21 protein-coding genes are annotated in these 25036 nt (G+C 67.7%); 12 read left to right on the forward strand and 9 right to left on the reverse strand.

Features of this window, described 5'->3' with window-relative positions:
* Nucleotides 1-5 precede the first annotated feature (5 nt).
* The 6 genes from HMPREF1224_RS23640 to bfiS all read right to left on the reverse strand — a co-directional run bounded on the left by HMPREF1224_RS23640 (nt 6) and on the right by bfiS (nt 6139).
* On the reverse strand, nt 6-749 hold the full coding sequence (locus tag HMPREF1224_RS23640) for an amino acid ABC transporter ATP-binding protein (RefSeq protein WP_003144541.1): 744 nt from the start codon (nt 747-749) through the stop codon (nt 6-8).
* Nucleotides 746-1450: an amino acid ABC transporter permease gene (locus HMPREF1224_RS23645; protein WP_010793457.1), complete on the reverse strand. Its 705-nt coding sequence runs from the start codon at nt 1448-1450 to the stop codon at nt 746-748. The genes HMPREF1224_RS23640 and HMPREF1224_RS23645 overlap by 4 nt, the downstream gene beginning before the upstream one ends.
* Entirely contained in the window at nt 1447-2145 is a 699-nt protein-coding gene (locus HMPREF1224_RS23650; RefSeq protein ID WP_010793458.1) for an amino acid ABC transporter permease, read from the reverse strand. The genes HMPREF1224_RS23645 and HMPREF1224_RS23650 overlap by 4 nt, the downstream gene beginning before the upstream one ends.
* An 84-nt stretch (nt 2146-2229) precedes the next feature.
* The gene (locus HMPREF1224_RS23655; RefSeq protein ID WP_003118170.1) at nt 2230-3060 is read right to left on the reverse strand and encodes an ABC transporter substrate-binding protein; all 831 of its coding nucleotides are present in this window, start codon (nt 3058-3060) and stop codon (nt 2230-2232) included.
* A gap of 155 nt (nt 3061-3215) precedes the next feature.
* Nucleotides 3216-3860, reverse strand: a complete 645-nt coding sequence (gene bfiR, locus HMPREF1224_RS23660) for a two-component system response regulator BfiR (RefSeq protein WP_003118983.1) — start codon at nt 3858-3860, stop codon at nt 3216-3218.
* A 2-nt stretch (nt 3861-3862) separates the two neighbouring features.
* Entirely contained in the window at nt 3863-6139 is a 2277-nt protein-coding gene (bfiS, locus tag HMPREF1224_RS23665; RefSeq protein WP_010793459.1) for a two-component system sensor histidine kinase BfiS, read from the reverse strand.
* Nucleotides 6140-6384: 245 nt separating this feature from the next.
* On the opposite strand from bfiS, the gene HMPREF1224_RS23670 reads away from it, so the two are divergent.
* From HMPREF1224_RS23670 to HMPREF1224_RS23680, 3 genes are all read left to right on the forward strand, one after another.
* Nucleotides 6385-8007, forward strand: a complete 1623-nt coding sequence (locus HMPREF1224_RS23670; protein ID WP_003093598.1) for an acyl-CoA synthetase — start codon at nt 6385-6387, stop codon at nt 8005-8007.
* A gap of 117 nt (nt 8008-8124) precedes the next feature.
* Entirely contained in the window at nt 8125-9906 is a 1782-nt protein-coding gene (locus HMPREF1224_RS23675; RefSeq protein WP_003114720.1) for an acyl-CoA dehydrogenase C-terminal domain-containing protein, read from the forward strand.
* 197 nt (nt 9907-10103) lie between these two features.
* Nucleotides 10104-10970 (forward strand): MBL fold metallo-hydrolase, encoded by an 867-nt coding sequence (locus HMPREF1224_RS23680; RefSeq protein WP_003093600.1) that lies wholly within the window; start codon nt 10104-10106, stop codon nt 10968-10970.
* Between the two features lie 39 nt (nt 10971-11009).
* Here the strand turns inward: HMPREF1224_RS23680 and HMPREF1224_RS23685 are convergent, their stop codons facing one another.
* Both HMPREF1224_RS23685 and nmoA read right to left on the reverse strand, forming a co-directional pair.
* Nucleotides 11010-12050: a D-alanine--D-alanine ligase gene (locus HMPREF1224_RS23685; protein ID WP_010793460.1), complete on the reverse strand. Its 1041-nt coding sequence runs from the start codon at nt 12048-12050 to the stop codon at nt 11010-11012.
* A gap of 95 nt (nt 12051-12145) precedes the next feature.
* Nucleotides 12146-13201, reverse strand: a complete 1056-nt coding sequence (nmoA, locus tag HMPREF1224_RS23690; protein ID WP_010793461.1) for a nitronate monooxygenase — start codon at nt 13199-13201, stop codon at nt 12146-12148.
* Nucleotides 13202-13308: 107 nt separating this feature from the next.
* On the opposite strand from nmoA, the gene nmoR reads away from it, so the two are divergent.
* The 6 genes from nmoR (at nt 13309) to opmD (ending at nt 22188) form a co-directional block, all read left to right on the forward strand.
* Nucleotides 13309-14163: a LysR family transcriptional regulator NmoR gene (nmoR, locus tag HMPREF1224_RS23695; RefSeq protein ID WP_003104733.1), complete on the forward strand. Its 855-nt coding sequence runs from the start codon at nt 13309-13311 to the stop codon at nt 14161-14163.
* Nucleotides 14164-14242: 79 nt separating this feature from the next.
* On the forward strand, nt 14243-15409 hold the full coding sequence (ppgL, locus tag HMPREF1224_RS23700; protein ID WP_003093604.1) for a gluconolactonase PpgL: 1167 nt from the start codon (nt 14243-14245) through the stop codon (nt 15407-15409).
* A gap of 650 nt (nt 15410-16059) precedes the next feature.
* Complete coding sequence (mexG, locus tag HMPREF1224_RS23705; RefSeq protein ID WP_003093607.1) at nt 16060-16506, forward strand: multidrug efflux RND transporter inhibitory subunit MexG; 447 nt, start codon at nt 16060-16062, stop codon at nt 16504-16506.
* A 7-nt stretch (nt 16507-16513) separates the two neighbouring features.
* Nucleotides 16514-17626, forward strand: coding sequence for a multidrug efflux RND transporter periplasmic adaptor MexH (mexH, locus tag HMPREF1224_RS23710; RefSeq protein WP_003093609.1), 1113 nt, complete (start codon nt 16514-16516; stop codon nt 17624-17626).
* A gap of 12 nt (nt 17627-17638) precedes the next feature.
* Nucleotides 17639-20728 carry a multidrug efflux RND transporter permease MexI gene (gene mexI, locus HMPREF1224_RS23715; protein WP_010793462.1) on the forward strand — a complete coding sequence of 1030 codons (3090 nt, stop codon included), beginning with the start codon at nt 17639-17641 and terminating at the stop codon, nt 20726-20728.
* On the forward strand, nt 20725-22188 hold the full coding sequence (gene opmD / locus HMPREF1224_RS23720; RefSeq protein ID WP_010793463.1) for a multidrug efflux transporter outer membrane subunit OpmD: 1464 nt from the start codon (nt 20725-20727) through the stop codon (nt 22186-22188). Before mexI ends, opmD begins: the two co-directional genes overlap by 4 nt.
* Before the next feature lie 10 nt (nt 22189-22198).
* Here the strand turns inward: opmD and phzM are convergent, their stop codons facing one another.
* Nucleotides 22199-23203, reverse strand: coding sequence for a phenazine-1-carboxylate N-methyltransferase PhzM (gene phzM / locus HMPREF1224_RS23725; RefSeq protein ID WP_003093617.1), 1005 nt, complete (start codon nt 23201-23203; stop codon nt 22199-22201).
* Nucleotides 23204-23899: 696 nt separating this feature from the next.
* Between phzM and phzA the strand changes: the two genes are divergently transcribed.
* The 3 genes from phzA to HMPREF1224_RS46205 form a co-directional block, all read left to right on the forward strand.
* Nucleotides 23900-24388 (forward strand): phenazine biosynthesis protein PhzA, encoded by a 489-nt coding sequence (gene phzA / locus HMPREF1224_RS23730; RefSeq protein WP_010793464.1) that lies wholly within the window; start codon nt 23900-23902, stop codon nt 24386-24388.
* A 29-nt stretch (nt 24389-24417) separates the two neighbouring features.
* The gene (gene phzB / locus HMPREF1224_RS23735) at nt 24418-24906 is read left to right on the forward strand and encodes a phenazine biosynthesis protein PhzB (protein ID WP_003123955.1); all 489 of its coding nucleotides are present in this window, start codon (nt 24418-24420) and stop codon (nt 24904-24906) included.
* Nucleotides 24907-24941: 35 nt separating this feature from the next.
* A partial coding sequence (locus HMPREF1224_RS46205; protein ID WP_010792363.1) for a hypothetical protein occupies nt 24942-25036 on the forward strand: 95 nt, incomplete at its 3' end.

The raw sequence follows: 25036 nt of genomic DNA on the forward strand, positions 1-25036 counted from the left end.
GTTCCTCACAGGGGTTGGGCGAAGGGGGTGCGGATGTCGGCGAGGAACTTCCGCGCACGCGGGTGCTGCGGGCGGTTGAAGAAATCGTCGGGGCTGGCGCGCTCCAGCACCCGGCCGGCGTCCATGAACAGCACGCGGTCGGCGACGTCGTGGGCGAAGCCCATCTCATGCGTTACCACCACCATGGTCATGCCGTCGCGGGCCAGGTCGCGCATCACCAGCAGCACCTCGCCGACCATCTCCGGGTCGAGGGCGCTGGTCGGTTCGTCGAACAGCATCAGCGGCGGCTCCATCGCCAGCGCGCGGGCGATCGCCACGCGCTGCTGCTGGCCGCCGGAAAGCCGTGCGGGGAACGCCGCCGCTTTGTCCGCCAGGCCGACCCGCTCCAGCAGCGCCATGGCCTGGCGGCGTGCCTCCGCGGGTTTCAGGCCGCGCAAACGGAGCGGCGCCAGGGTGCAGTTGTCCAGCACGTTCAGGTGCGGGAACAGATTGAACTGCTGGAACACGAAGCCGATGTGCGAGCGGAAGCGATTGAGGTCCAGGCCGGGAGCGTGGATGTCCTGGCCATCGATCAGGATGCGCCCGCCCTGGATCGGTTCCAGGCGGTTCAGGGTACGGATCAGGGTGGATTTTCCGGAGCCCGAGGGTCCGCAGACCACCACCACCTCACCGCGGCCGACCTGTTCGTCGACATCCGCCAGGGCGTGGTAGGCACCGTACCATTTGTTGACCTTTTCCAGCCGGATCATCGGGCCTCCTTGGGATTGCCACGCTGCGCCTGGCGGCGTTCGAGCCAGAAGGCGAAACGCGACAGGCCGAAGCACAGGATGAAATAGGTGAGGCCGAGGATCAGGTAGACCTGGGTCGGCAGGGTGAACACCTGGGTATTGATCTGCGAGGCGATGAAGCTGACTTCGGCCAGGCCGATGATGTAGCCCAGGGAGGTCTCCTTGATCGTCGAGACGAATTGGTTGACCAACGACGGCAGCATGTTGCGCAGCGCCTGCGGGAGGATCACCAGGCGCATGCTCGCCAGGTAGCCCAGGCCGAGCGAACGCGCCGCCTCGAACTGGCCACGGTCGAGGCCCTGGATGCCGGCGCGGACGATCTCGGCCAGGTACACCGCGTCGAACAGCACAAGCGCCAGCAGCATGGTGGTGAACTGGTCGGTGCGCTGGCCGGTGAGGGTCGGCAGGAAGAAATAGGCCCAGAAGATCACCATCAGCAACGGCACCCCGCGCACCACGAAGACCAGCGCGGTGACCGGCCAGCGCAGCCAGCGCCAGGGGCTGACCCGCGCCAGGCCGAGCAGGATGCCCAGCGGCAGCGCCAGCAGCAGCGCCAGCGAGGCCAGGACCAGGGTCAGGGCCAGCCCGCCCAACGGCCCGTTGGGGTACTGGCCGACGAGGAAGTACAGCCAGTAGCTATCGATCAGTTCCAGGGTGGTCATCGCCGTTCGACTCCCGGATAGCGCTGCTGGTACCAGGCGGCGGCGCCGGTGATCAGCAGCGATACGCTGAGATAGGCCACGGTGGCGAAGGCAAAGGACTCGAAGCTGCGGAAGGTCGAACTCTCCACCTGGCCGGCCTGGTACATCAGCTCGGCGACGCCGATCACCGTGGCGATGCTGGTGTTCTTCCACAGGTTGAGGGTTTGCGAGATCAGCGGCGGTACGGTGATCCGCAAGGCCTGCGGGAGGATCACCAGGCGCATGCTCGCCAGGTAGCCGAAGCCCAGCGCGCGGGCGGCCTCCAGTTGCACCGTGGGCACCGCGCGGATGCCGCTGCGCATGTCCTCGCTCATGAACGCGGCGGTGTACAGGGTCAGCGCGACGATAGCGCTGGCGGCCTCGATGTTGCCGGCGTAGAGCCAGGCCTTGAGGTCCTCGGGTAGCCATTCCGGCGCGGCGAAGTACCAGAACAGCATGTGCGCCAGCAGCGGTACGTTGCGGATGCTCTCGACATAGGCGAAACCGAGCCATTGCAGGGCGCGCAACGGCGCCAGGCGCAGCAGCGCCACCAGCATCGCCAGCGGCACGGCGAAGACCAGGGTGACGGCGGCCAGCTTCAGCGACAGCAGCAGGCCGGCGACCAGCATCTCATGGTACTGGCCGCGCAGCAGCAGGGAGAAATCGAACTCGAACATGGGAAAGGCGCACGCTGTCCGCGAGGACTCACAGGGGACGGGCGGCGACGCGCATGGTCGCCGTCACGCAGAGACGTCAGGCGCTCACTCGGGGATCCGGTCGGAATCGATCTTGAAGTGGCGCTCGCTGAGGTTGGACTTGGTGCCCGGCCCGTACCACTTGAGGTACAGCTGCTCCGCCGCGCCGCTGCGCTCCAGGCCGGCGAGGGTCGAGTCGACCAGTTGCTTGAGTTGCGGATTGCCCTTGCGGAAGGCGATGGCCAGGGCCTCGGTACTCAGGTTCTCCGGCAGGATGGCGTAGCCGCCGGCCGCCGCGCCGAGCTTGCCGAAATCGTTGACCAGTGCCGACTCGTCGTCGACGAAGGCCTGACCCTTGCCCTGCTGCAACGCCAGCAGCGCCTGCTGGCTGGTCTCGAAGGTGACCACCTGGGCGTTGGGCAACGCCTTGCGGATGTTCGGCTCCTGGGTGCCGCCCTTGACCGTCAGCACCTTCTTGCCGTCGAGGTCATGCAGCGAGGCGAAGCCGGCGTTCTTCTTCACCAGGGCCTTCTGCCCGGTGACGATGATCGAATAGGAGAAATCCACCAGCGCCTCGCGCTCCTTGTTGTGGGTCAGCGAGGCGGCGAGCAGGTCCACGTGGCCCTGCTGCAACTCCGGGATACGCGCCGCCACGGAAATCTGCTTGAACACCGGCTTGACCCCGATGGCCTTGGCGATCTCGGTACCAAGATCGACCTCGTAGCCGATGATCTGACGGGTCTTCGGGTCGATGAAGCTGTTCGGCTCGTCGGTGCCAAGGGTGCCGATGACGATCTCGCCCTTTTTGCGGATGTCGGCCAGGTCGTCGGCATGGGCAGCGCTGCCGATCAGGGTGAACACAGCCGCCACGGCTGCGCCAAGCAGGCGAATCTTCATGATGGGTATCTCGCGGAGGAATGGGGTTCGACGTCGGGCGCCGGGTGGGCCGCAGTCTATTAATAACCAAACATCCGGTGAAATATGGTTTTCATATAACCATATGAGATATCAAACTATGCCACTTCCCGCCCTGCGCCAGGGCCCGCGCGCGCTCAGGTGCCCTCGCGCAAGCGCAGCGGGTCCACCAGCCCGGCGGCGATGGCCATGCCCACCAGCTCCGGCAGGGTCTGGGCCTGCATGCGCTTCATCACCCGCGCGCGGTAGAGGTCGACGGTCTTCACGCTGACTTCCAGTTGCTCGGCCACCTCGCGGCTGGTATGGCCGCGCACCAGCGGCAAGAGCACGTCGCGCTCGCGCGGGGTGAGGCTGTCCAGGCGTTCGCGCAACCCGGCGTCGAGATCGCGGTGCCGGCGCCGACGGGCGTGGCGATCGAGGGCCTGCTGCACGCTGTCGAGCAGCAATTGTTCGTTGTAGGGTTTCTCGATGAAATCCACCGCACCGGCCTTGAAGGCGCGCACCACGATGGGCACGTCGGCATGGCCGCTGACGAAGATCACCGGCAGGTCGATGCCGCGCGCCAGCAGTTCGTCCTGCACGTTCAGCCCGCCCATGCCGGGCATCCGCACGTCGAGCAGGACGCAGGCATGGCGGCCGCCCTCGCAGGCATCGAGGAAGTCCCGGCCCTGGGTGAAGGGCCGTGCCTTGAGGCCGACCGATTCCAGCAGCCAGACCGTCGATTCGAGCATGCCCTGGTCGTCGTCGACCACGTAGACCAGCGCTTCGTCAGGCATAGCCATCGTTACCCTCCCGTGGCGCCGGCGGCGAGCGGCAGCCGGCAGTTCATGAGCAACCCGCCATCCGCCGGCAGCTCGGCTTCGAGGGTGCCGCCGAAGCCCTCGACGATGCTGCGGCTCATCGACAGGCCCAGGCCCAGCCCTTCCGGCTTGCTGGTGTAGAACGGCGTGAAAATGTGTTCCAGCTGATCCGCCGGCACTCCCGGTCCCTGGTCGCGAACCCACAGGCAGAGCAGCCCGCCGGGCTCGACGCGGCTACCGATGACGACCCGCGACGGCGAGCCGGGATGCGCCTCGCGGTTGGCTTCGATGGCGTTGCGCAGCAGATTGAGGAACACCTGTTCGAGCAGCACGCGGTCGGCATACAGCGGCGGCGGATTGTCGGTCATCGCTTCTTCCACCGCCACTTGCCAGTGCCCGGCTTCCCACGCGCAGAGGCCGATGGCCTCGCGTGCCACCTGGTTGAGGTCGAGCGCCTGCAGGCGCCGCTGGCCCTTGCGCAGGAAGGCGCGCAGGCGCTTGATCACCTCCGCCGCGTGGCCGGCGTGCTCGCCGATCCGCGCCAGCCCCTCGGCCACCCGCCCGGCGGCCTCGGGCTGGCTGCCGAGGACGGCCAGGTAACGCTGGCTGGCGCTGGCGTAGTTCATCACCGCCGCCAGCGGCTGGTTGATCTCGTGGGCGATGCCCGAGGCCAGTTCGCCGAGAGTGACCAGCCGCGCAGTGTGCGCCAGTTCGTCCTGGTGACGGCGCTGCTGGGCCTCGCGCAGTTCGCGTTCGGCCATGTCGCGGGCCACCAGCGAGTAATAGCGCTCCTCGCCGCGGCCGCGATGGGCCAGCAACACCAGCGAGACTGGCAGCGACGGACGCCCGTCCTGCGGTTGCAGGCGCCCCTCGCGGCTCCAAACGCCGCCATCGCGCGCCTGTCGCCAACCCTCTTCGGCCAGCCGCGCCGGAGTGTCGCCGGCCAGCAGGCGTTCCAGCGCCGGCGCCTCCTGCCCGTCGGCGATGCCGAGGGCGGCACGTGCCGAAGGATTGAGGTAGGTGACGCGGCCGCCATGCTCGACGAACAGCACCAGGTCGGTGTTCGCCTCGACCACTTCGGCCAGGCGCCGGCGGTTCTCCTCCGCCTCGACCCGCCGGGTGACATCGCGGGACACGCTGACCACCTCCACCACCGCCCCGGTGTAGGTCTCGCGGATCGCCCGGCTGGCGGTCTCGAACCAGCGGTAGCGGCCGTCGCGGTGGCGGATACGGTAGGTGATGGTCAGGTAGCCGTCCTGCTCCAGCGCTTCGCGCGCGCGCAGCGCCACCTGGCCGCGGTCCTGGGGGTGGAACAACGCCTGCGCCGGACGCCCGCGCAGTTCCTCCGGCCAGTAGCCGAGCAGGGTCCAGGAGGCCGGCGAGGCGTCGAGGAAAATGCCGTCGAGGGTATGCCGGGAAATCAGGTCGGTGGTGTTCTCGGTGATCAGCCGGTACAGCCGGCTGGCCCGCGCCGCCTCGCGCTCGCCGCGCAGGCTGGCGGTTGCGTCGCGGCAGCGCGCCAGCACCCGGGCCTCGGCGCTGTCGGGAATGAACTGCCAGAGCAGGATGCGTCCGTCGCACTCCGCCTCCACCTCGCCGAGGGCCCGCGCCTGCCCCAGGCTGGCGCGCACCAGTTGCCCATGGTTGGCCGGGAGGTAAGCGCGCCAGGCCTCGCGCGGCCGCTCGCCAAGCAAGGCAAGGAAGGCCTGGTTGAATTCCACCGCCTGCGCCTCGCCGTCGAGCAGCAGCGCCGGCTGCGGGTCGGCCGCGAGGAACGGCGCAGCGCGGGTGACGCCACGGGCGGCGGCGAGCAACGGTGCGAGGAGCAGGCCGAGCCAGTCCAGCGCAGCGCTCTGCGGCGTATCGCTGGCCACCAGCAGCAGGCCTTCGTCGCCGGCCTGCAGGTCGAGGGCGAAGGCCATGCCATGCTCCACGCCGGCACGCCGCAAGCGCGCGCCGAGCCAGGACGCGGAACGCCGCAATTCGTCCAGAGCCAGCCGGCCGTCGCGCACCAGCCGCTCGCGCAACGCCAGGTCGCTGGCCCGGTTCGGCTCGCCGGCGCCCGGCGGCAGCGCCGGCGACGGCGGCACCGGGGTATAGGTCTGCGCCTGCGGCTGCCAGGCCAGGTACCAGGCCTGGCGCGTGCCCGGATGTTCGAGCAGCAAGCGGCGCAGCGCACCGACCCGCTCGACCAGCGGCGCGCCCTCGCGCAGCAGGCGCAGGAGGCTGTTGAGGGCAGGCGAAGCGGGAAGCGGACTCATGGGCGGAAGATGATCCTGGGAACTTATATGGTATTTATACTATAAGCTTATGGTTTAACTTCCATATATTTTTCATCGTTGCTATAAATCGCCCCAACCCAAGGAGCGCTTCGCCTGGTCCTTGGAAGCTGTTCACGATCTGCCGAGCCAGAGAAACCAGCCGTTTTCGACGCAGTCTCTCCGCGCGCGGCAGATCGTGACCCTTACCCAGAACAGAGCTAACAATCAGCCACGGGGTACTCTTCATGTCGATCTTCGAACAGGGTCTCGCGCCCGCCGCCGTCAACCACATCGCCCTGACGCCGCTGAGCTTCATCGAGCGCACCGCCAGCGTCTATCCGCACTACCCCGCGGTGATCCACGGCAACATCCGCCGCGACTGGGCGCAGACCTACCAACGCTGCCGACGCCTGGCCTCGGCCCTGGCCGGGCGCGGCATCGGCCAGGGCGACACGGTGGCGGTGATGCTGCCGAACATCCCCGAGATGCTCGAGGCGCACTATGGCGTGCCGATGATCGGCGCGGTGCTGAACACCCTCAACGTACGCCTCGACGCCGAAGCCATCGCCTTCATGCTGCAACACGGCGAAGCCAAGGTGCTGATCACCGACTACGAATTCCACGAGGTGATCCATGCCGCCATCGGTATGCTCGACCACCCGCCGCTGGTGGTCGACGTCAACGACCCCGAGTATGGCGAAGGCCGCCCGGTTGGCGAACTGGACTACGAGGCGCTGCTCGCCGAGGGCGACCCGCAGTTCGCCTGGGAATGGCCCCGGGACGAGTGGCAGGCGATCTCGCTGAACTACACCTCGGGCACCACCGGCAACCCCAAGGGCGTGGTCTACCATCACCGCGGCGCCTACCTGAACGCGCTGGGCAACCAGATGACCTGGTCCATGGGCCAGCACCCGGTGTACCTCTGGACCCTGCCGATGTTCCACTGCAACGGCTGGTGCTATCCGTGGACGGTGACCGCGCTGGCCGGCGTCCACGTCTGCCTGCGGCGGGTCGATCCGCAAAAGGTCCTCACCCTGATCCGCGAGCACCAGGTCAGCCACCTGTGCGGCGCGCCCATCGTGCTCAACGCCCTGATCAACATGCCCGACTCGGCCAAGGCCGCCATCGACCACCCGGTGCATGCCATGGTCGCCGGCGCCGCGCCACCGGCCAAGGTGATCGGCGCGGTGGAAGAGATGGGCATCCGCGTCACCCATGTCTACGGCCTCACCGAGGTCTACGGCCCGGTCACGGTCTGCGCCTGGCACGGCGAGTGGGACGACCTGCCGCTGGAGCGACGCGCCGCGATCAAGTCGCGCCAGGGCGTGCGCTACCCGACCCTCGAAGGGGTGATGGTGGCCGACCCGAAGACCCTCGAGCCGGTGCCGCGCGACGGCCAGTCCATCGGCGAGATATTCATGCGCGGCAATACCGTGATGAAGGGCTACCTGAAGAATCCCAGCGCCACCGAGGAAGCCTTCGCCGGCGGCTGGTTCCATACCGGCGACCTGGCGGTCTGCCATCCGGACGGCTACATCGAGATCCGCGACCGGCTCAAGGACATCATCATCTCCGGCGGCGAAAACATCTCCACCATCGAACTGGAGGGCGTGCTCTACCGCCACCCGGCGGTGCTGGAGGCGGCGGTGGTGGCGCGGCCCGACGAAAAGTGGGGGGAAACGCCCTGTGCGTTCATTACCCTGAAGAGCGATCATCAGGGGCTCGCCGAGAGCGAGATCGTCGCGTTCTGTCGCGAACACCTGGCCGCGTTCAAGATTCCGCGTACCGTGGTGTTCTCGGAACTGCCGAAGACCTCCACCGGCAAGATCCAGAAATACGTGCTGCGCGAGTGGGCCGCCGCCCTCTGAGCGCCGCCAGCCGAATTGCCCGTGCAGCGGCCGTGCCACGGCGGCCGTAGGCAGGATGCGCACGGGCAACCCTGTACCTGCGGCCGTCCCGCCGGCCGTTCACCGACGAGGTGTGCAATGCCTGAATACAACGCCCCGCTGCGCGACATGCGCTTCCTGCTCAACGACGTGTTCGACGCCCCCGCCCTGTGGCAGCGCCTGCCGCGACTGGCCGAGCGGATCGACGCCGACACCGCCGACGCCATCCTCGAGGAAGCGGCCAAGGTCACCGGCGGCCTGCTCGCGCCGCTCAACCGCAGTGGCGACGAAGAAGGCGCGCAGTGGCAGGACGGCGCCGTGCGCACCCCGGCCGGCTTCCGCGAGGCCTACGCGACCTACGCCGAGGGCGGCTGGGTCGGCCTCACCGGCAATCCGGCCCATGGCGGCATGGGCATGCCGAAGATGCTGGCAGTGCAGTTCGAGGAGATGATGTACGCGGCCAACGCCAGCTTCAGCCTCTACTCGACCCTTTCCGCCGGCGCCTGCCTGGCCCTCGATGCGCACGGCAGCGAGGAGCTGAAGAACAGGTACCTGCCGAACATGTACGCCGGCACCTGGGCCGGCTCCATGTGCCTGACCGAACCGCACGCCGGCACCGACCTGGGCATCATCCGCACCAAGGCCGAGCCGCAGGCCGACGGTTCATACAGGATCAGCGGGACGAAGATCTTCATCACCGGCGGCGAGCAGGACCTCACCGAGAACATCATCCACCTGGTGCTGGCCAAGCTGCCCGACGCGCCGGCCGGTTCGCGCGGCATCTCGCTGTTCCTGGTGCCGAAGTTCCTGGTCGGCGACGACGGCGCGCTCGGCGCACGCAACGCGGTGCACTGCGGCTCCATCGAGCACAAGATGGGGATCAAGGCCTCGGCCACCTGCGTGATGAACTTCGACGGCGCCAGTGGCTGGCTGGTCGGCGAAGTCAACAAGGGCCTGGCGGCGATGTTCACCATGATGAACTACGAGCGCCTGTCCATCGGCATCCAGGGCATCGGCTGCGCCGAGATGTCCTACCAGAGCGCCGTCGCCTACGCCCGCGAGCGCCTGCAAAGCCGCGCGCCGACCGGCCCGGTGGCCAGGGACAAGGCCGCCGACCCGATCATCGTGCACCCCGACGTGCGCCGCATGCTGCTCACCATGAAGGCGCTGACCGAGGGCGGCCGCGCCTTTTCCACCTATGTCGGGCAGCAGCTCGACCTGGCCAAGTACGCCGAGGACCAGGAAGAACGCAGCCAGGCCGAAGCCCTGGTGGCCCTGTTGACCCCGGTGGCCAAGGCCTTCTTCACCGATACCGGCCTGGAGAGCTGCGTGCTCGGCCAGCAGGTGTTCGGCGGCCACGGCTACATCCGCGAATGGGGCCAGGAGCAACTGGTGCGCGACGTACGCATCGCGCAGATCTACGAAGGCACCAACGGCATCCAGGCGCTCGACCTGATGGGCCGCAAGGTGGTCGCCAACGGCGGGCTGTTCCTCTCCATCTTCAGCCGCGAGGTGCGAGCCTTCGCCGCCGGCGCCAACGCCGAACTGGCGGAGTTCGTCACCCCGCTGCTGACCGCCCTGGACCTGCTGGACAACCTCACCCAGGGCATCGTCGCCCGCGCCGGCAACGACCCGCGCGAGATCGGCGCAGCCTCGGTGGAATACCTGCATCTGTTCGGCTATACCGCCTACGCCTACCTCTGGGCGCGCATGGCCGCCGCCGCGCAGCGCCAGCGCGAGGTCGACCCGGCGTTCCACGACGGCAAGCTGGCCACTGCGCGCTTCTACTTCGCCCGCATCCTGCCCCGCGTGCACTCCCTCGCCGCCGCCGTCGAAGCCGGCAGCGAAAGCCTGTACGGCCTGGAGGCGGAACAGTTCTGAAGCTTCCGTCGCGCGGCCCGTGGGCCGCGTGTTTTTTCCGGGACAGCATGCAACGCGCTGTCCGCCGACAGCCCGCGATAACGGCGGATAACCGCGAAGCGGTTATTCGCCCTACGACTCCCGGGAAGCCGGCCAGGCATTCTTGAAAAACGACGCAACCGCCGGTTATTCGCTAGACCAGGAACAAGGACATATCCATGCGAACCCTCACCACCCTCCTCGGCAACAGCCAGAAACTCGACGGCGGCGCCATGTTCGGCAATGCCCCGCGCGCGCTCTGGTCACGCTGGATGCAGCCCGATGCGGAGAACCGCATCGACCTCGGCTGCCGTGCCCTGCTGGTGCGCGACGGCGAGCGCAACGTACTGGTGGAGACCGGCATCGGCGCGTTCTTCCCGCCCGCCCTGCGCCAGCGCTACGGCGTCCAGGAAGAGCGCCACGTACTGCTCGACAGCCTCGCCGCGGTCGGCCTGGACGACGCCGACATCGACGTGGTGCTGCTCACCCACCTGCACTTCGACCACGCCGGCGGCCTGCTCGCCGCCTGGGAAGAAGGCCAGCCGGCGCGCCTGCTGTTCCCCAACGCGCATTTCGTCAGCGGCCGCCGCCACTGGCAGCGCGCGCGCCAGCCGCACCCGCGCGACCGAGCCTCGTTCGTGCCGGAACTGCTCGACCTGCTGCAGGCCAGCGGACGCCTGGAGCTGCTCGACGACGGCGAGCGCTCGGCGCATCTGGGCGAGGGCTGGCGTTTCCATTTCAGCGAAGGCCATACCCCGGGCCAGATGCTCCCGGAGATCGCCATGCCCGACGGCCCGGTGGTATTCAGCGGCGACCTGATCCCCGGCGCACCCTGGGTACACCTACCGCTGACCATGGGCTACGACCGCTTCCCGGAAGGCCTGATCGAGGAAAAGGAACGCCTGCTGGACAGCCTCATCGCCCGCAACGGCCGACTGGTCTTCACCCATGATCCGTGCGTCGCCATGGGCCGGGTGCGACGCGACGAACAGGAGCGCTACAGCCTCTACGACACCCTCGAGCGGGTCGAGAACCTCGAGGCCTGAGCGAAAGGCGCGGCCCGCCCCGGCGGCGGGCCGCGGGAATCAGGAACGCGCCTTGCGCGCGCCCTTGCAGCGCTCGATGCCGAGCCGGCAGATCCGCTCGCAGAGTTCGGCGAAACCGATCCCGGCCGCCGCCGCGGCCTGCGGCAGCAGGCTGGTGGCGGTCATGCCCGGCAGGGTATTGACCTCCAGGCACCAGAGCCGGCCCTGTTCGTCGAGGCGGAAGTCGGTGCGGCTGTAGCCGCTCAGCTTCAGCGCCCGGTGTACCTTCAGCGCCAGACGCTGGGCCTCGGCGGCGATCGCCGGCGGCAGGTCGGCGGGAAACACCTCGCGCACCGCGCCGGCCTGGTACTTGTGCTCGTAGTCGAAGACCTCCTGGCCGCCGAGGAGAATCTCGCCCACCGGCAGCGCCTGGTCGTCGAGCACCCCGACGGTGACCTCGCGGCCGGCGACGAAGCGCTCCAGCATCACCTGGTCGCCATAGCGCCCGGCCAGCTCGATGGCCGGCTGCAATTCGGCCTGGGAATGCACGATGGACAGCCCCACGGTGGAGCCCTGGCTGTTCGGCTTGACCACCAGGGGGAAGCCCAGTTGCTCGCGCACCGCCTCTTCCGAGGCCGGCGCCATCAGCCAACTGGCGGTCTCCACCCCGGCGGCGAGGAACAGGCGCTTGGCCACGTCCTTGTCCATCGCCATGGCGCTGGCCAGGTGGCCGCTGCCGGTATAGGCGAAACCACCGGCATCCAGCAGCGCCTGCAGGGTGCCGTCCTCGCCGGTGCCGCCGTGCAGGGCGAGGAAGAACACGTCGACCCCAGCCAGTTCGCCGGCGCTCAGCAGGCTCTGCTTGCCGCTGCGGATGATCGCCAGCGAGTCGGAGTCCGGCGGGACCTCCTTGACCTTGCTCGCCAGCAGGTGGCGCTCTTCCTCCGCGCCGAGCAGGCCGCTGGCGGTATCCACCGCCAGCACCTGGTGGCCGGCGCTGCGCAACGCCTGGATCACCTGCGCGCCGCTGGCGATGGAGACGTCCCGTTCCTCACTGCTGCCGCCGAAGAGAACGGCGACCTTCAACTTGTCCTGTCCCATGTTCCACCTGTCGTTCCAGTGCTGGAGGCAGAAAAGCACAACACAGGGGTAACTGAACAGAGACAGTCATCGTCGCGCGCAGCGAACGGCCTCCCTCAGCCGCGCAGTTCCTCGACCAGCGTGCGCAGCAGTTCGGCGGCCGGCAGCTCCCGCGCCAGCGCCGCGCCCTGGCCGGCCCACTGGGCGGCGAAATCATGGTTGCCGCGAGCCAGAGCGGCGGTCTGCAACGCTTTGGTCGCGTCGTAGACGAACGGATAGTCCGGCAAGGGCGGCACTCCAGGCGCGGCGGCATCGAAGAACATCCGGTTGGGCAGGCCGCGGGCGCTGCGCCCGGACATGGTCACGGTCAGCGCGGTGCGCGCCGCGCGCGGCCCCTTCAGCGCCTCGCGGTAGGCGGCGTTGGCCGAGGACTCCGGACAGAGGACGAAGGCGGTGCCCATCTGCACGGCGCTCGCGCCCAGCTCCAGGGCGGCGCGGATGCCCCGTCCGTCCATGATCCCGCCGGCAGCCACCACCGGTAGCGAACCGCGCGCCGCCAGCAGGCGGACCAGCGCCAGGGTGCCGATGGCGGCGTCGCCGCGCTCCGGCTCGAACACCCCGCGATGGCCACCGGCCTCGATGCCCTGGGCGACCACCGCATCGGCGCCGGCGGCCTCCACCAGGGCTGCTTCCTCCGGCGTGGTGGCACAGACCAGTACGCGGATGCCCGCCGCCTGCAACGCGCGAACCTGGTCGCGGGGCGGCGCGCCGAAATGGAAGCTGACCGCCGCCGGCCGCTCGTCCAGCAGCATCGGCAGCAGGGTCGGGTCTTCGAGGAAGCTCAGGTAGATGTTGTTCAGGCGCGCCGGCGGCTCGGCGCCGAACTCGGCGAACAGCGGCTTCAGGTAGTCCAGCCAGGCGCGCTCGCGGGCCGGGTCGGCCTGCCCCGGGCGGTGGCAGAACAGATTGACGTTGAACGGCTTGTCGGTCAGCCCGCGCACCTCGCGGATCAGCGCCCGGCCCTTCTCGGCGGCGCTACCGGTGATGGCGATCGAACCGAGCCCGCCGGCGTTGGATACGGCGGCGGCCAGCGCCGGCGTGGAGACGCCGAGCATGGGTGCCTGGATGATCGGCTGCTGGATACCGAGCAGGCGCGTGAAGCGGTCAGTCATGGCGATTCCCTCTCCCGGTCGGACGACACCGCGTCGGCCGACGCTTGACCAATATATCTTCATAAAAGAATATTTTTAACAATTCATTCTCATAAAGAGATAGATCGATGGACCTTTCCTCCCTCGAAATCTTCCGCGCAGTCGCCCACGAAGCCAGCGTCACCCGCGCCGCTCAGCAGTTGCAGCGAGCGCAGTCGAACGTCACCACGCGGATCCGCCAGCTCGAGGAGGACCTGGGCGTCGAACTGTTCCTGCGCGACGGCAAGCGCATGAGCCTGACCGAACGCGGCAGCGAATTCCTCGCCTACGCCGAGCAGTTGCTGGCTCTCGCCGACGAGGCGCGTCAATCGATGCATCCCGCCGAGCCCGGCGGGCGCCTGCGCCTGGGCAGCATGGAAAGCACCGCGGCCAGCCGCCTGCCGGCGCTGCTGGCGAGCTATCACAAGGCCTGTCCGCGGGTCGCCCTGGAAGTCTCCACCGGCACCAGTCGCGCGTTGTTCGATGGGGTGCGGGCGCGGCGCCTGGACTGTGCGCTGGTGGCCGCCGGCCCGGGCTGGGCCGGCGAACTCGATGGCAGCGGCCTGCGCGGCGAGCCGCTGTTCCGCGAGGAACTGCTGATGATCCTGCCGGCCGAACACCCGCCGGTCCACGACGTCGCCGAGGTGCGCCTGCGCACCCTGGCCGGCTTCGCCCGTGGCTGCACCTACCGGCAACTGGCCGAGGACAGCCTGGGCACGCCGCTGACGGTGCAGGAAGTCGGCTCCTACCATGCGATCCTCGCCTGCGTCGCCGCCGGCGCCTGTGTCGGCGTGCTGCCGCGCTCGGTGCTGCAACTGCTCGGCACGCCGCCGCTGCGCAGCCTGCCCCTTGCCGAAGTAGACACCTGGCTGGTCTGGCGCGAAGGCTACGCGACCGCCGCCTTCGAACGCTGGCGCGGCGTGCTGGGCCAGGCCGGCGACTGAGCGGCCAGGGGCGAACCCAACGGCCTGGCTCCGGTCCAACCCCGAGCCATCAGAACAATAGCGAGCCAAGGAGTTGCCCATGAGAAGACTGCCCACCCTCTGCCTGCTGGCCCTCGCGCCGCTCACCGGCGTGGCGCCCCAGGCCCAGGCCGCCAGCCTCTACAACCTGCTGGTGGGGACCTATACCGAAGGCTCCAGCGAAGGCATCCAGGTATACCGCTTCGACGGCGCCGACGGCTCGGTGAAAGGCCCGCTGCGCGTGGCCCATACCAGCAACCCCTCGTACCTGACCTTCGCCCCGGACCAACGCACTCTGTTCGTGGTCAACGAGAACGGACGGGGCGGCAAGGGCGATACCGTCGGTCGCGCCACGTCCTACCGTTTCGATCCGATCAGCGGCCGCCTGCAACAGATCAGCCAGGTCCAGACCCTCGGCGATCATCCGACCTACAGCAGCCTCAGCCACGACGGTCGCTACCTGTTCGTCGCCAACTACTCGGTACAGCCGGAAGGCTCGGTGGCGGTACTGCCGGTGCGCGCGGACGGCTCGCTGGCGCCGGTGGTGCAGGTGGAGTCGCACCAGGCCAGCAAGGTGCATCCGCGCCAGGTTTCCGGTCATGTGCACTCGGTGGTGTCCTCGCCCGACGGCCAGTACCTGTTCGCCCCCGACCTCGGCGCCGACAAGGTATTCGTCTACCGCTACGCCCCGGAACAGGCCGAACGTCCGCTGCAGGCGGCCGATCCGGCATTCGTCCCGACCCCGCCCGGCAGCGGCCCGCGCCATCTGATCTTCAGCGCCGACGGGCGTTTCGCCTACCTGACCCTGGAACTGAGCGGCCAGGTGATGGTGTTCGCCCATGAGGGCAATGGCCGCCTGCGTCAGTTGCAGACCCACGACCTGGCGCCTGCCGGCTTCCAGGGCAAAGTCGGCGCCGGCGCCCTGCACCTGTCCGCCGACGGCCGCTTCCTCGGCGTGCTCAATCGCGGCGACGACAACCAACTGGTGACCTTCGCCGTCGACCCGGCCAGCGGCCAGTTGCGTTTCGTCGAACGGCGCTCGGTGGAAGGCACCGAGCCGCGCGAATTCGCCTTCTCGCCCGGCGGGCGCTTCGTCCTCGTGGCCAACCAGAACAGCGACCAGTTGCGGGTGTTCGCCCGCGATCCGCAGAGCGGCCAGGTGGGCAAGACGCTGCAAAGCGTCGAGGTGGGGTCGCCGAGCGATCTGCGCTTCGTGGCGGTGCCGTGACCTTGCGCTCGGCCATCCGCCGATACGCCGCTGGGCCGGCGGATCGGCGCTAAGCGGTCATCCGCACTACGGAGCCAGACCCGAAGCCCGCCCTGGCTCCAAGGCCCACAGGCATGGAGCTTCCGCCCACATACGGCAAGTCCTGTAGGGCGAATAACGCGAGGGGCGTTATCCGCCGCTGTCCCGGAGAACCGGCGGATAACCGCAAGCGGTTATTCGCCCTACGGAACCAGGATCCGCCACGTAGAGGTTTGCCATGCTTGCCCTCCAGACGATGGGGTAGCTAACTCGCCCCGGCAGGAGGTCGAATCGTCGCGCAGCGGGTCGAGCGACAGTGATGCCGCGAAGGCGTCTCGCTCCAGGGGGAACCGTCGCGACGGGTTGCCCGCAAGCTACACCCAGCCCCTCCCCCAATAGTCCCCGCGACCAATCGTCAGCCCCTCACCCCACCGTCCCGCGACACCAACGAATCCACCTGCAACCCACGCCCAGCAAGGCCTATAGCGCTAATCACAGACGCCCTTGACCTCAACTTAACTTGAGGTTTTATAGTCCCCGCTGCGGTCATACCGCCCCGTTTCCCCAGGACCACGAACCGCCCCCACGGCCGCTTCGCGGCGCCGGATGGCGACCAGCACAAGGAACGACCCATGCAGCGCTTCATCGATAACTCGCTCGAAAGCAACTGGCTCTGGCTGACCGCCCGGATCTGCCTGGCCCTGATGTTCGTCGCCTCGGGACTGGCGAAGCTGTTCGACTATCAGGCCAGCCTGGAGGAAATGCGCGCCGCCGGCCTGGAGCCGGCCTGGCTGTTCAACATCGCCACCGCCGTGACCCTGCTGGCCGGCTCCGCGCTGGTCCTGCTGGACCGCAAGCTATGGCTCGGCGCCGGGGCGCTGGCGGTGTTCCTGCTGCTGACCATCCTCATCGTCCACACCTTCTGGAGCAAGACCGGCGTCGAAGCCAAGCTGGCGATGTTCTTCGCCCTCGAACACATCGCGGTGATCGGCGGCCTGATCGCCACGGCCATCGCCAGCGCGCAACGCCAGCGGCTGCGCCAGGACGTCTCCGTGGCCGCCACCTACCAGAAGGCCTGAGGCGATCATGCAGAAACCCGTCCTGATCGCCAGTGCCGCGCTCATCTGCGCGGCGGTTATCGGCATCGCCGTCTACGCCACCGGCTCGGCGAAGAAAGACGCCGGCGGTTTCGCCGGCTACCCGCCGGTGAAGGTCGCCCTCGCCTCGGTGGAGCGGCGGGTGGTGCCGCGCGTCTTCGATGGCGTCGGCGAGCTGGAGGCCGGTCGCCAGGTCCAGGTGGCCGCCGAAGCGGCAGGACGGATCACCCGCATCGCCTTCGAATCGGGCCAGCAGGTGCAGCAAGGGCAGTTGCTGGTGCAACTCAACGACGCGGTGGAACAGGCCGAGCTGATCCGTCTCAAGGCGCAGTTGCGTAATGCCGAGATCCTCCATGCCCGTGCGCGCAAGCTGGTAGAGCGCAACGTCGCCTCGCAGGAACAGCTGGACAACGCCGTCGCCGCCCGCGACATGGCGCTCGGCGCGGTGCGCCAGACCCAGGCGCTGATCGACCAGAAGGCGATCCGCGCGCCCTTCTCCGGCCAGCTCGGCATCCGCCGCGTGCACCTCGGCCAGTACCTCGGCGTCGCCGAGCCGGTGGCCAGCCTGGTGGATGCGCGGACCCTGAAAAGCAATTTCTCCCTGGACGAAAGCACCAGCCCCGAGCTGAAGCTCGGCCAGCCCCTCGAGGTCCTGGTCGACGCCTATCCGGGGCGCAGCTTCCCGGCGCGCATCAGCGCCATCGACCCGCTGATCGGCAAGTCGCGCACGGTGCAGGTCCAGGCCTTGCTGGACAACCCCGAAGGCCTGCTCGCCGCCGGCATGTTCGCCAGCATCCGGGTCTCGCGCAAAGCCGACGCGCCGTCGCTGAGCGTGCCGGAAACCGCGGTCACCTATACCGCCTACGGCGACACCGTGTTCGTCGCCCACCAGGAAGGCGACCGGCCGCTCAGCGCCAAGCGCGTCTCGGTGCGGATCGGCGAGCGCTGGGACGGTCGCGTGGAAATCCTCCAGGGCCTCGCCGAGGGCGACCGGGTAGTGACTTCCGGACAGATCAACCTGAGCGACGGGATGGCCGTGGAACCGGTCAAGGAAGACACCCTGAGCAGCGCCGCGCCCCCCGTGCCGGTCGCCGGCCGCTGAAGGAACCCCGCGATGACCTTTACCGACCTGTTCGTCCGCCGGCCGGTGCTGGCGCTGGTGGTCAGCACGCTGATCCTGCTGCTCGGCCTGTTCTCCCTGGGCAAGCTGCCGATCCGCCAGTACCCGCTGCTGGAAAGCTCGACCATCACCGTCACCACCGAGTACCCCGGCGCCTCCGCCGATCTCATGCAAGGCTTCGTCACCCAGCCGATCGCCCAGGCGGTGTCGTCGGTGGAGGGCATCGACTACCTTTCCTCGACCTCGGTGCAGGGGCGTAGCGTGGTGACCATCCGCATGCTGCTCAACCGCGATTCGACCCAGGCGATGACCGAGACCATGGCCAAGGTCAACTCGGTGCGCTACAAGCTGCCCGAGCGTGCCTACGACTCGGTGATCGAACGCTCTTCCGGCGAGACCACCGCGGTGGCCTACGTCGGCTTTTCCAGCGAGACCCTGCCGATCCCGGCGTTGACCGACTACCTGTCGCGGGTGGTCGAGCCGATGTTCTCTTCCATCGACGGCGTGGCCAAGGTCCAGACCTTTGGCGGCCAGCGCCTGGCCATGCGCCTCTGGCTCGACGCCGACCGCCTCGCCGGGCGCGGCCTGACCGCCTCCGACGTGGCCGAGGCGATCCGCCGCAACAACTACCAGGCGGCGCCGGGGATGGTGAAGGGGCAGTACGTGCTGTCCAACGTGCGGGTCAACACCGACCTGACCAACGTCGACGACTTCCGCGAAATGGTCATCCGCAACGATGGCAACGGCCTGGTGCGCCTGCGCGACGTCGGTACCGTCGAACTGGGCGCCGCCGCCACCGAGACCAGCGCACTGATGGACGGCGACCCGGCGGTGCACCTGGGGTTGTTCCCGACGCCCACCGGCAACCCGCTGGTGATCGTCGACGGCATCCGCAAGCTGCTGCCGGAGATCCAGAAGACCCTGCCGCCGGATGTCCGCGTCGACCTCGCCTACGAGACTTCGCGCTTCATCCAGGCCTCCATCGACGAGGTGGTGCGGACCCTGGTGGAAGCGCTGCTGATCGTGGTGCTGGTGATCTACCTCTGCCTCGGCTCGCTGCGCAGCGTGCTGATCCCGGTGGCGACCATTCCCCTGTCGATGCTCGGCGCCGCCGCGCTGATGCTGGCCTTCGGCTTCAGCGTCAACCTGCTGACCCTGCTGGCGATGGTGCTGGCCATCGGGCTGGTGGTGGACGACGCCATCGTGGTGGTGGAGAACGTCCACCGCCACATCGAGGAAGGCAAGTCGCCGGTGGCGGCGGCGCTGATCGGCGCCCGCGAAGTGGCCGGCCCGGTGATCGCCATGACCATCACCCTGGCTGCCGTGTACACCCCCATCGGCCTGATGGGCGGCCTCACCGGCGCACTGTTCCGCGAGTTCGCCCTGACCCTGGCGGGCGCGGTGATCGTGTCCGGGGTGGTGGCGCTGACCCTGTCGCCGGTGATGAGTTCGCTGCTGCTCCAGGCACACCAGAACGAGGGGCGCATGGGCCGCGCCGCCGAGTGGTTCTTCGGCGGCCTGACGCGGCGCTACGGGCAGGTCCTGGAGTTCTCCCTGGGCCACCGCTGGCTGACCGGCGGCCTGGCATTGCTGGTGTGCATCAGCCTGCCGCTGCTGTATTCGATGCCCAAGCGCGAACTGGCGCCGACCGAGGACCAGGCCGCGGTGCTCACCGCGATCAAGGCGCCGCAGCACGCCAACCTCGACTACGTCGAACTGTTCGCGCGCAAGCTCGACCAGGTCTACACCAGCATCCCGGAAACCGTGAGCACCTGGATCATCAACGGCACCGACGGACCGGCGGCGAGCTTCGGCGGGATCAACCTGGCGGCCTGGGAAAAACGCGAGCGCGACGCCTCGGCGATCCAGTCCGAGCTGCAAGGCAAGGTCGGCGACGTCGAGGGCAGCAGCATCTTCGCCTTCCAGTTGGCCGCCCTGCCCGGCTCCACCGGCGGCCTGCCGGTGCAGATGGTGCTGCGCAGCCCGCAGGACTATCCGGTGCTCTACCGGACCATGGAAGAGATCAAGCAGAAGGCCCGACAGAGCGGGCTGTTCGTGGTGGTCGACAGCGACCTCGACTACAACAACCCGGTGGTCCAGGTCCGCATCGACCGCGCCAAGGCCAACAGCCTGGGCATCCGCATGCAGGACATCGGCGAGTCGCTGGCGGTGCTGGTGGGCGAGAACTACGTCAACCGCTTCGGCATGGAGGGCCGCTCCTACGACGTGATCCCACAGAGCCTGCGCGACCAGCGTTTCACTCCGCAAGCGCTGGCACGACAGTTCGTGCGCACCCAGGACGGCAACCTGGTGCCGCTGTCGACGGTGGTCCGGGTGGAGCTTCAGGTCGAACCGAACAAGCTGATCCAGTTCGACCAGCAGAACGCCGCGACCCTCCAGGCGATCCCCGCGCCCGGCGTCTCCATGGGCCAGGCGGTGGCCTTCCTCGACGACGTGGCGCGCGGCCTGCCGGCCGGCTTCAGCCACGACTGGCAATCCGACTCGCGGCAATACACCCAGGAAGGCAACACCCTGGTGTTCGCCTTCCTCGCCGCCCTGGTGGTGATCTACCTGGTGCTCGCCGCGCAGTACGAGAGCCTGGCCGACCCGCTGATCATCCTGATCACCGTGCCGCTGTCGATCTGCGGCGCGCTGCTGCCGCTGGCGCTGGGCTACGCGACGATGAACATCTATACGCAGATCGGCCTGGTCACCCTGATCGGCCTGATCAGCAAGCACGGCATCCTCATGGTCGAGTTCGCCAACGAACTGCAACTCCACGAGCGCCTCGACCGCCGCGCGGCGATCCTGCGCGCCGCGCAGATCCGCCTGCGGCCGGTGCTGATGACCACCGCGGCAATGGTCTTCGGCCTGGTGCCGCTGCTCTTCGCCAGCGGCGCCGGCGCCGCCAGCCGCTTCGGCCTGGGCGTGGTGATCGTCTCCGGGATGCTGGTCGGCACCCTCTTCACCCTGTTCGTGCTGCCCACCGTCTATACCCTGCTGGCGCGCAACCACGCGGAAGTCGACAAGAGCCCGCGCAGCCGGCAACTGGCCGAGGCCGATCTGCTGGTGAACAAGGCATGAAGCGCTCCTACCCGAACCTTTCGCGCCTGGCGCTGGCCCTGGCGGTCGGCACCGGCCTGGCCGCCTGCAGCGTCGGCCCCGACTACCAGCGTCCGCAGTCGCCGCCGCCACGCGTCGCCAGCGAGCACCTCGGCGAATTCTCCGGCGAGCGGCGGGAAGCGCCCTGGTGGAGCTTCTTCGACGATCCGCAACTGGTGCGCCTGGTCGACCAGGCGCTGGCGCGCAACCACGACATCCGCGAGGCCCGCGCCAACCTGCGCAGCGCCCGCGCGCTGTTCGACGATCGCTGGCTCGACCAGTTGCCGCAGGTCACCAGCCAGGCCGGCTACAACCGCAGCATCGAACAACAGCTGGACTACGACGGCGAGCCGCGCCGGCGCCTGGCGGAGAGCTACCGCGCCGGCTTCGACGCGCAGTGGGAAATCGACCTGTTCGGTCGCCTCGGCCGACTTTCCGACGCCGCCCTGGCCCGCGCCGAAGCGGCCGACGCCGACCTCCGGCTGGTACGCCTGAGCATCGCCGCCGACACCGCCCGCGCCTACTTCGAGATCCAGGGCTACCAGCGCCGGCTGGACGTGGCGCGCGCCCAGGTGCGCAGTTGGCGCGACACCCTGGAGCTGACCCGCAGCAGCCTGCAACTGGGCAGCGGCCTGCCGGAGGACGTGGAGAACGCCCAGGCCAACCTGCTGCGCAGCGAAGCGGCGATTCCGCCACTGACGACCGCGCTGGAGAGCGCCCGCTATCGCCTCGACGTGCTGCGCGGCGAGGCACCCGGCAGCGGCGCGCCGATCCTCGACGGCGGCGCCGCCGCGCCATTGGCGAAGAACCTGCCGCTGGGCGACGTCGACCGCCTGATCCTCCAGCGCCCCGACGTAGTCAGCGCCGAGCGGCAACTGGCAGCGAGCACCGAAGACGTCGGCGCGGCCACCGCCGAACTCTATCCGCGCCTCGACCTGGGCGGCTTCATCGGTTTCTTCGCCCTGCGCAGCGGCGACCTCGGCAGCGCCTCGCGCGCCTTCGAACTGGCGCCCAGCGTCAGTTGGCCGGCGTTCCGCCTGGGCAACGTGCGGGCCCGCCTGCGCGCCGTCGAGGCGCAGTCCGACGCCGCGCTGGCGCGCTACCAGCGCTCTCTGCTGCTGGCCCAGGAGGACGTCGGCAACGCGCTCAACCAACTGGCCGAACACCAGCGTCGGCTGGTCGCCCTGTTCCAGTCCGCGACCCATGGCGCGAACGCCCTGGAGATCGCCAACGAACGCTACCGCGCCGGCGCCGGCAGCTACCTGGCGGTGCTGGAGAACCAGCGCGCGCTGTACCAGATCCGCGAGGAACTGGCGCAGGCGGAGACCGCCTCGTTCGTCAACGTCATCGCGCTCTACAAGGCGCTCGGCTGGGGCAGCGGCGACCTGGCGCCGGGCGCCGGCCAACTGGCCGCCGGCGAAACCGCCGGGGCCAACCGTTGAGAGTTCCGATTCAGGCCCTGGCAGCGACGATCATGCGGGTTTCCATCGGCAGGTCGACGATCCGCTCCACCGCGAAGCCGCCGCGCCCGAGCAGGTCGACCACCTCCTCGGTGGTGCGGTGGCGGCCAGCGCAGGCCATGAACAGGTGCACGTCCCAGAGCACCGACATCGGCGACGGCTCGCTGGCCGAGATGGTTCGCTCGATCACCACCACCCGGCCGTCGCCGGCCATCGCCTCGCGGCAATTGCCGAGCAATCTCAGGCTGGCGGCTTCGTCCAGATCGCCGATGATCCGCGACAGCAGGTAGATATCGCCGTTGGACGGCACCTCTTGCAGCATGTCGCCGCCCACCAGGCTGACGCGCTCCCCTGCCAACAGGCTGGAGAGGTTGTCGCGGGCCACGCCGAGGGAACCCTCGCGGTCGAGCATCACGCCCCGGGCGCTGGGCTCGGCCTGCAGGATGGCCTTGGTCAATTCGCCGGAACCGCCACCGACGTCGACGAAGCTACGCCCGCGGAAATCCAGGAGCCTGGGGATCTCGTGGAAGGCCAGGTTGCTCGCCTTCATCGCCAGCAGGAAGCGCCGGCCGGCATCCGGGCAGCGCTTCAGGTAGCTGTAGAAGTCTTCGCCGAACGCCAGCTCGAAGCCTGGGGTACCGCTGAGCAGCGCCTCGCAGGCGGGCGTCCAGGCGGCGTGGAACTCCTCGCCGTAGAACAGCACCATGTCGCGGAAGGAGCCCTCGACATCCCTCAGCAGGTGGCTGGTGGGGGTATTGGCGTAGCCGTCGCGGGTATCGCCCTGGAAGATCTCGAAGGCCACCAGCAGGCGCATCAGTCGATGGATGCGCTCGGCATCGGAACCGACCGCGGCGGCCAGCGTCTCGTCGCTGTCGATCCCGCTCTCGATCAGATCGGCCAGCCCGAGGCGCGTAGCGACGTAGACGCAACGGGACTTCCATTCCCCGGTAACAACTTGTATCAAATTACGCGCAGCAGCAAGATTCGAATTATTCATCTTTTATTCTCTCTCGTTACACATTTCCGTAACCCGAGAAGTACCCAAGCGCTCTATTTCGCACTTCTTGCCCGCTCGGCGAGAAATACCGCAGAACACCCCGGTTCATTCGGAACTTTGAGAAAAAATGCGCTCATCCCCCGGATCAGCGCTCCCTGGATCTCGTTGCGGAAACAACCCTGGAACTTTCCAACTGCCTGTTCCAGAGCCTTTTCCTGCGTACCGAAAGAATAAAATTACAACTTGGCTACAACCTCCGGCATTGCAGGAAGCATCAGCTTAGCAATCCCGCATACCCTGTCTGGCACCTACCAGATCTTGTAGTTGAGCCGGTACGAGCGTTCTGTGTTTTATGCAATCCACATCAGCGACCAGGGATGCTGGCTATTTGAAACACTTCACGGAATGACGCTGAAAGTCTTCGCGACCTCGTCTGTCGCACCTTAACGAAAGCATTGCGAATCCATTACCGACAGGTTTCCAAAAGAAACCCGGGATGAAACTCCTATTGCCTTTCGAAAATTGGAAACGACAGGCGAACATATGTAACGCGAAATTTCACCCTACGTATAAACAATGCGCCCAGCGAATATCGCTCCCTTACCGAGCGACGAACTCCTGCGCGCCAGCGAATAACCGATGCCGCGAGGGAAAAGTTTCTCCGGCATACCTGGAGAGCCCTCTCGGAGGCGGCGCATGAACGGTCAGCGGTACAGGGAAACACCCCTCGACATCGAGCGTCTGCGGCGCCTGAATCGCGCCACGGTGGAGCGCTACATGGCAATGAAGGGGGCCGAACGGTTACAGCGGCACAGCCTGTTCGTCGAGGACGGCTGCGCCGGCAACTGGACCACGGAAAGCGGCGAACCCCTGGTTTTCCGGGGCCATGAGAGCCTCAGGCGGCTCGCCGAGTGGCTCGAGCGCTGCTTCCCCGACTGGGAGTGGCACAACGTGCGGATCTTCGAGACCGAGGATCCGAACCACTTCTGGGTCGAGTGCGACGGGCGCGGCAAGGCGCTGGTCCCGGGGTATCCGCAGGGCTATTGCGAGAACCACTACATCCATTCCTTCGAACTCGAGAACGGCCGGATAAAACGTAATCGCGAGTTCATGAACCCGATACAGAAACTGCATGCATTGGGAATAGCCGTTCCGCAAATAAAACGTGACGGTATTCCCACTTGAATGACATCTACCGCCAAGGAGCATTGACGATGCCTGATACGACAAATCCAATCGGTTTCACCGATGCCAACGAACTTCGCGAAAAGAATCGCGCCACCGTCGAGAAGTACATGAATACCAAAGGCCAGGATCGCCTGCGCCGCCATGAACTTTTCGTCGAGGACGGCTGTGGTGGTTTATGGACCACCGATACCGGCTCGCCCATCGTCATTCGTGGCAAAGACAAACTTGCGGAACATGCCGTCTGGTCATTGAAGTGCTTTCCCGATTGGGAGTGGTACAACATAAATATATTCGGAACCGACGACCCCAATCATTTCTGGGTCGAATGCGACGGTCACGGCAAGATTCTTTTCCCCGGATATCCCGAAGGTTATTACGAAAACCACTTCCTGCATTCCTTCGAACTTGAAGACGGCAAGATCAAGCGCAACCGCGAATTCATGAACGTCTTCCAGCAATTGCGCGCCTTGAGCATTCCGGTCCCGGAAATAAAACGCGAAGGCATTCCCACTTGATCGAAACGATATCTCCTGCCGAAGGGGGACCCACCATGGACGATCTATTGCAACGCGTACGGCGCTGCGAAGCGCTGCAGCAACCCGAATGGGGCGATCCGTCGCGCCTGCGCGACGTGCAGGCGTACCT

Origin of the sequence: Pseudomonas sp. P179 (assembly GCF_000478485.2) — a bacterium.
GTDB classification, from domain to species: domain Bacteria; phylum Pseudomonadota; class Gammaproteobacteria; order Pseudomonadales; family Pseudomonadaceae; genus Pseudomonas; species Pseudomonas aeruginosa.

Bases quoted from the DNA above. Each gene is read 5' to 3' on its own strand.
- HMPREF1224_RS23640 (WP_003144541.1), bottom strand. From the start codon at position 749: ATGATCCGGCTGGAAAAGGTCAACAAATGGTACGGTGCCTACCACGCC.
- HMPREF1224_RS23645 (WP_010793457.1), bottom strand. From the start codon at position 1,450: ATGACCACCCTGGAACTGATCGATAGCTACTGGCTGTACTTCCTCGTC.
- HMPREF1224_RS23650 (WP_010793458.1), bottom strand. From the start codon at position 2,145: ATGTTCGAGTTCGATTTCTCCCTGCTGCTGCGCGGCCAGTACCATGAG.
- HMPREF1224_RS23655 (WP_003118170.1), bottom strand. From the start codon at position 3,060: ATGAAGATTCGCCTGCTTGGCGCAGCCGTGGCGGCTGTGTTCACCCTG.
- bfiR (WP_003118983.1), bottom strand. From the start codon at position 3,860: ATGGCTATGCCTGACGAAGCGCTGGTCTACGTGGTCGACGACGACCAG.
- bfiS (WP_010793459.1), bottom strand. From the start codon at position 6,139: ATGAGTCCGCTTCCCGCTTCGCCTGCCCTCAACAGCCTCCTGCGCCTG.
- HMPREF1224_RS23670 (WP_003093598.1), top strand. From the start codon at position 6,385: ATGTCGATCTTCGAACAGGGTCTCGCGCCCGCCGCCGTCAACCACATC.
- HMPREF1224_RS23675 (WP_003114720.1), top strand. From the start codon at position 8,125: ATGCCTGAATACAACGCCCCGCTGCGCGACATGCGCTTCCTGCTCAAC.
- HMPREF1224_RS23680 (WP_003093600.1), top strand. From the start codon at position 10,104: ATGCGAACCCTCACCACCCTCCTCGGCAACAGCCAGAAACTCGACGGC.
- HMPREF1224_RS23685 (WP_010793460.1), bottom strand. From the start codon at position 12,050: ATGGGACAGGACAAGTTGAAGGTCGCCGTTCTCTTCGGCGGCAGCAGT.
- nmoA (WP_010793461.1), bottom strand. From the start codon at position 13,201: ATGACTGACCGCTTCACGCGCCTGCTCGGTATCCAGCAGCCGATCATC.
- nmoR (WP_003104733.1), top strand. From the start codon at position 13,309: ATGGACCTTTCCTCCCTCGAAATCTTCCGCGCAGTCGCCCACGAAGCC.
- ppgL (WP_003093604.1), top strand. From the start codon at position 14,243: ATGAGAAGACTGCCCACCCTCTGCCTGCTGGCCCTCGCGCCGCTCACC.
- mexG (WP_003093607.1), top strand. From the start codon at position 16,060: ATGCAGCGCTTCATCGATAACTCGCTCGAAAGCAACTGGCTCTGGCTG.
- mexH (WP_003093609.1), top strand. From the start codon at position 16,514: ATGCAGAAACCCGTCCTGATCGCCAGTGCCGCGCTCATCTGCGCGGCG.
- mexI (WP_010793462.1), top strand. From the start codon at position 17,639: ATGACCTTTACCGACCTGTTCGTCCGCCGGCCGGTGCTGGCGCTGGTG.
- opmD (WP_010793463.1), top strand. From the start codon at position 20,725: ATGAAGCGCTCCTACCCGAACCTTTCGCGCCTGGCGCTGGCCCTGGCG.
- phzM (WP_003093617.1), bottom strand. From the start codon at position 23,203: ATGAATAATTCGAATCTTGCTGCTGCGCGTAATTTGATACAAGTTGTT.
- phzA (WP_010793464.1), top strand. From the start codon at position 23,900: ATGAACGGTCAGCGGTACAGGGAAACACCCCTCGACATCGAGCGTCTG.
- phzB (WP_003123955.1), top strand. From the start codon at position 24,418: ATGCCTGATACGACAAATCCAATCGGTTTCACCGATGCCAACGAACTT.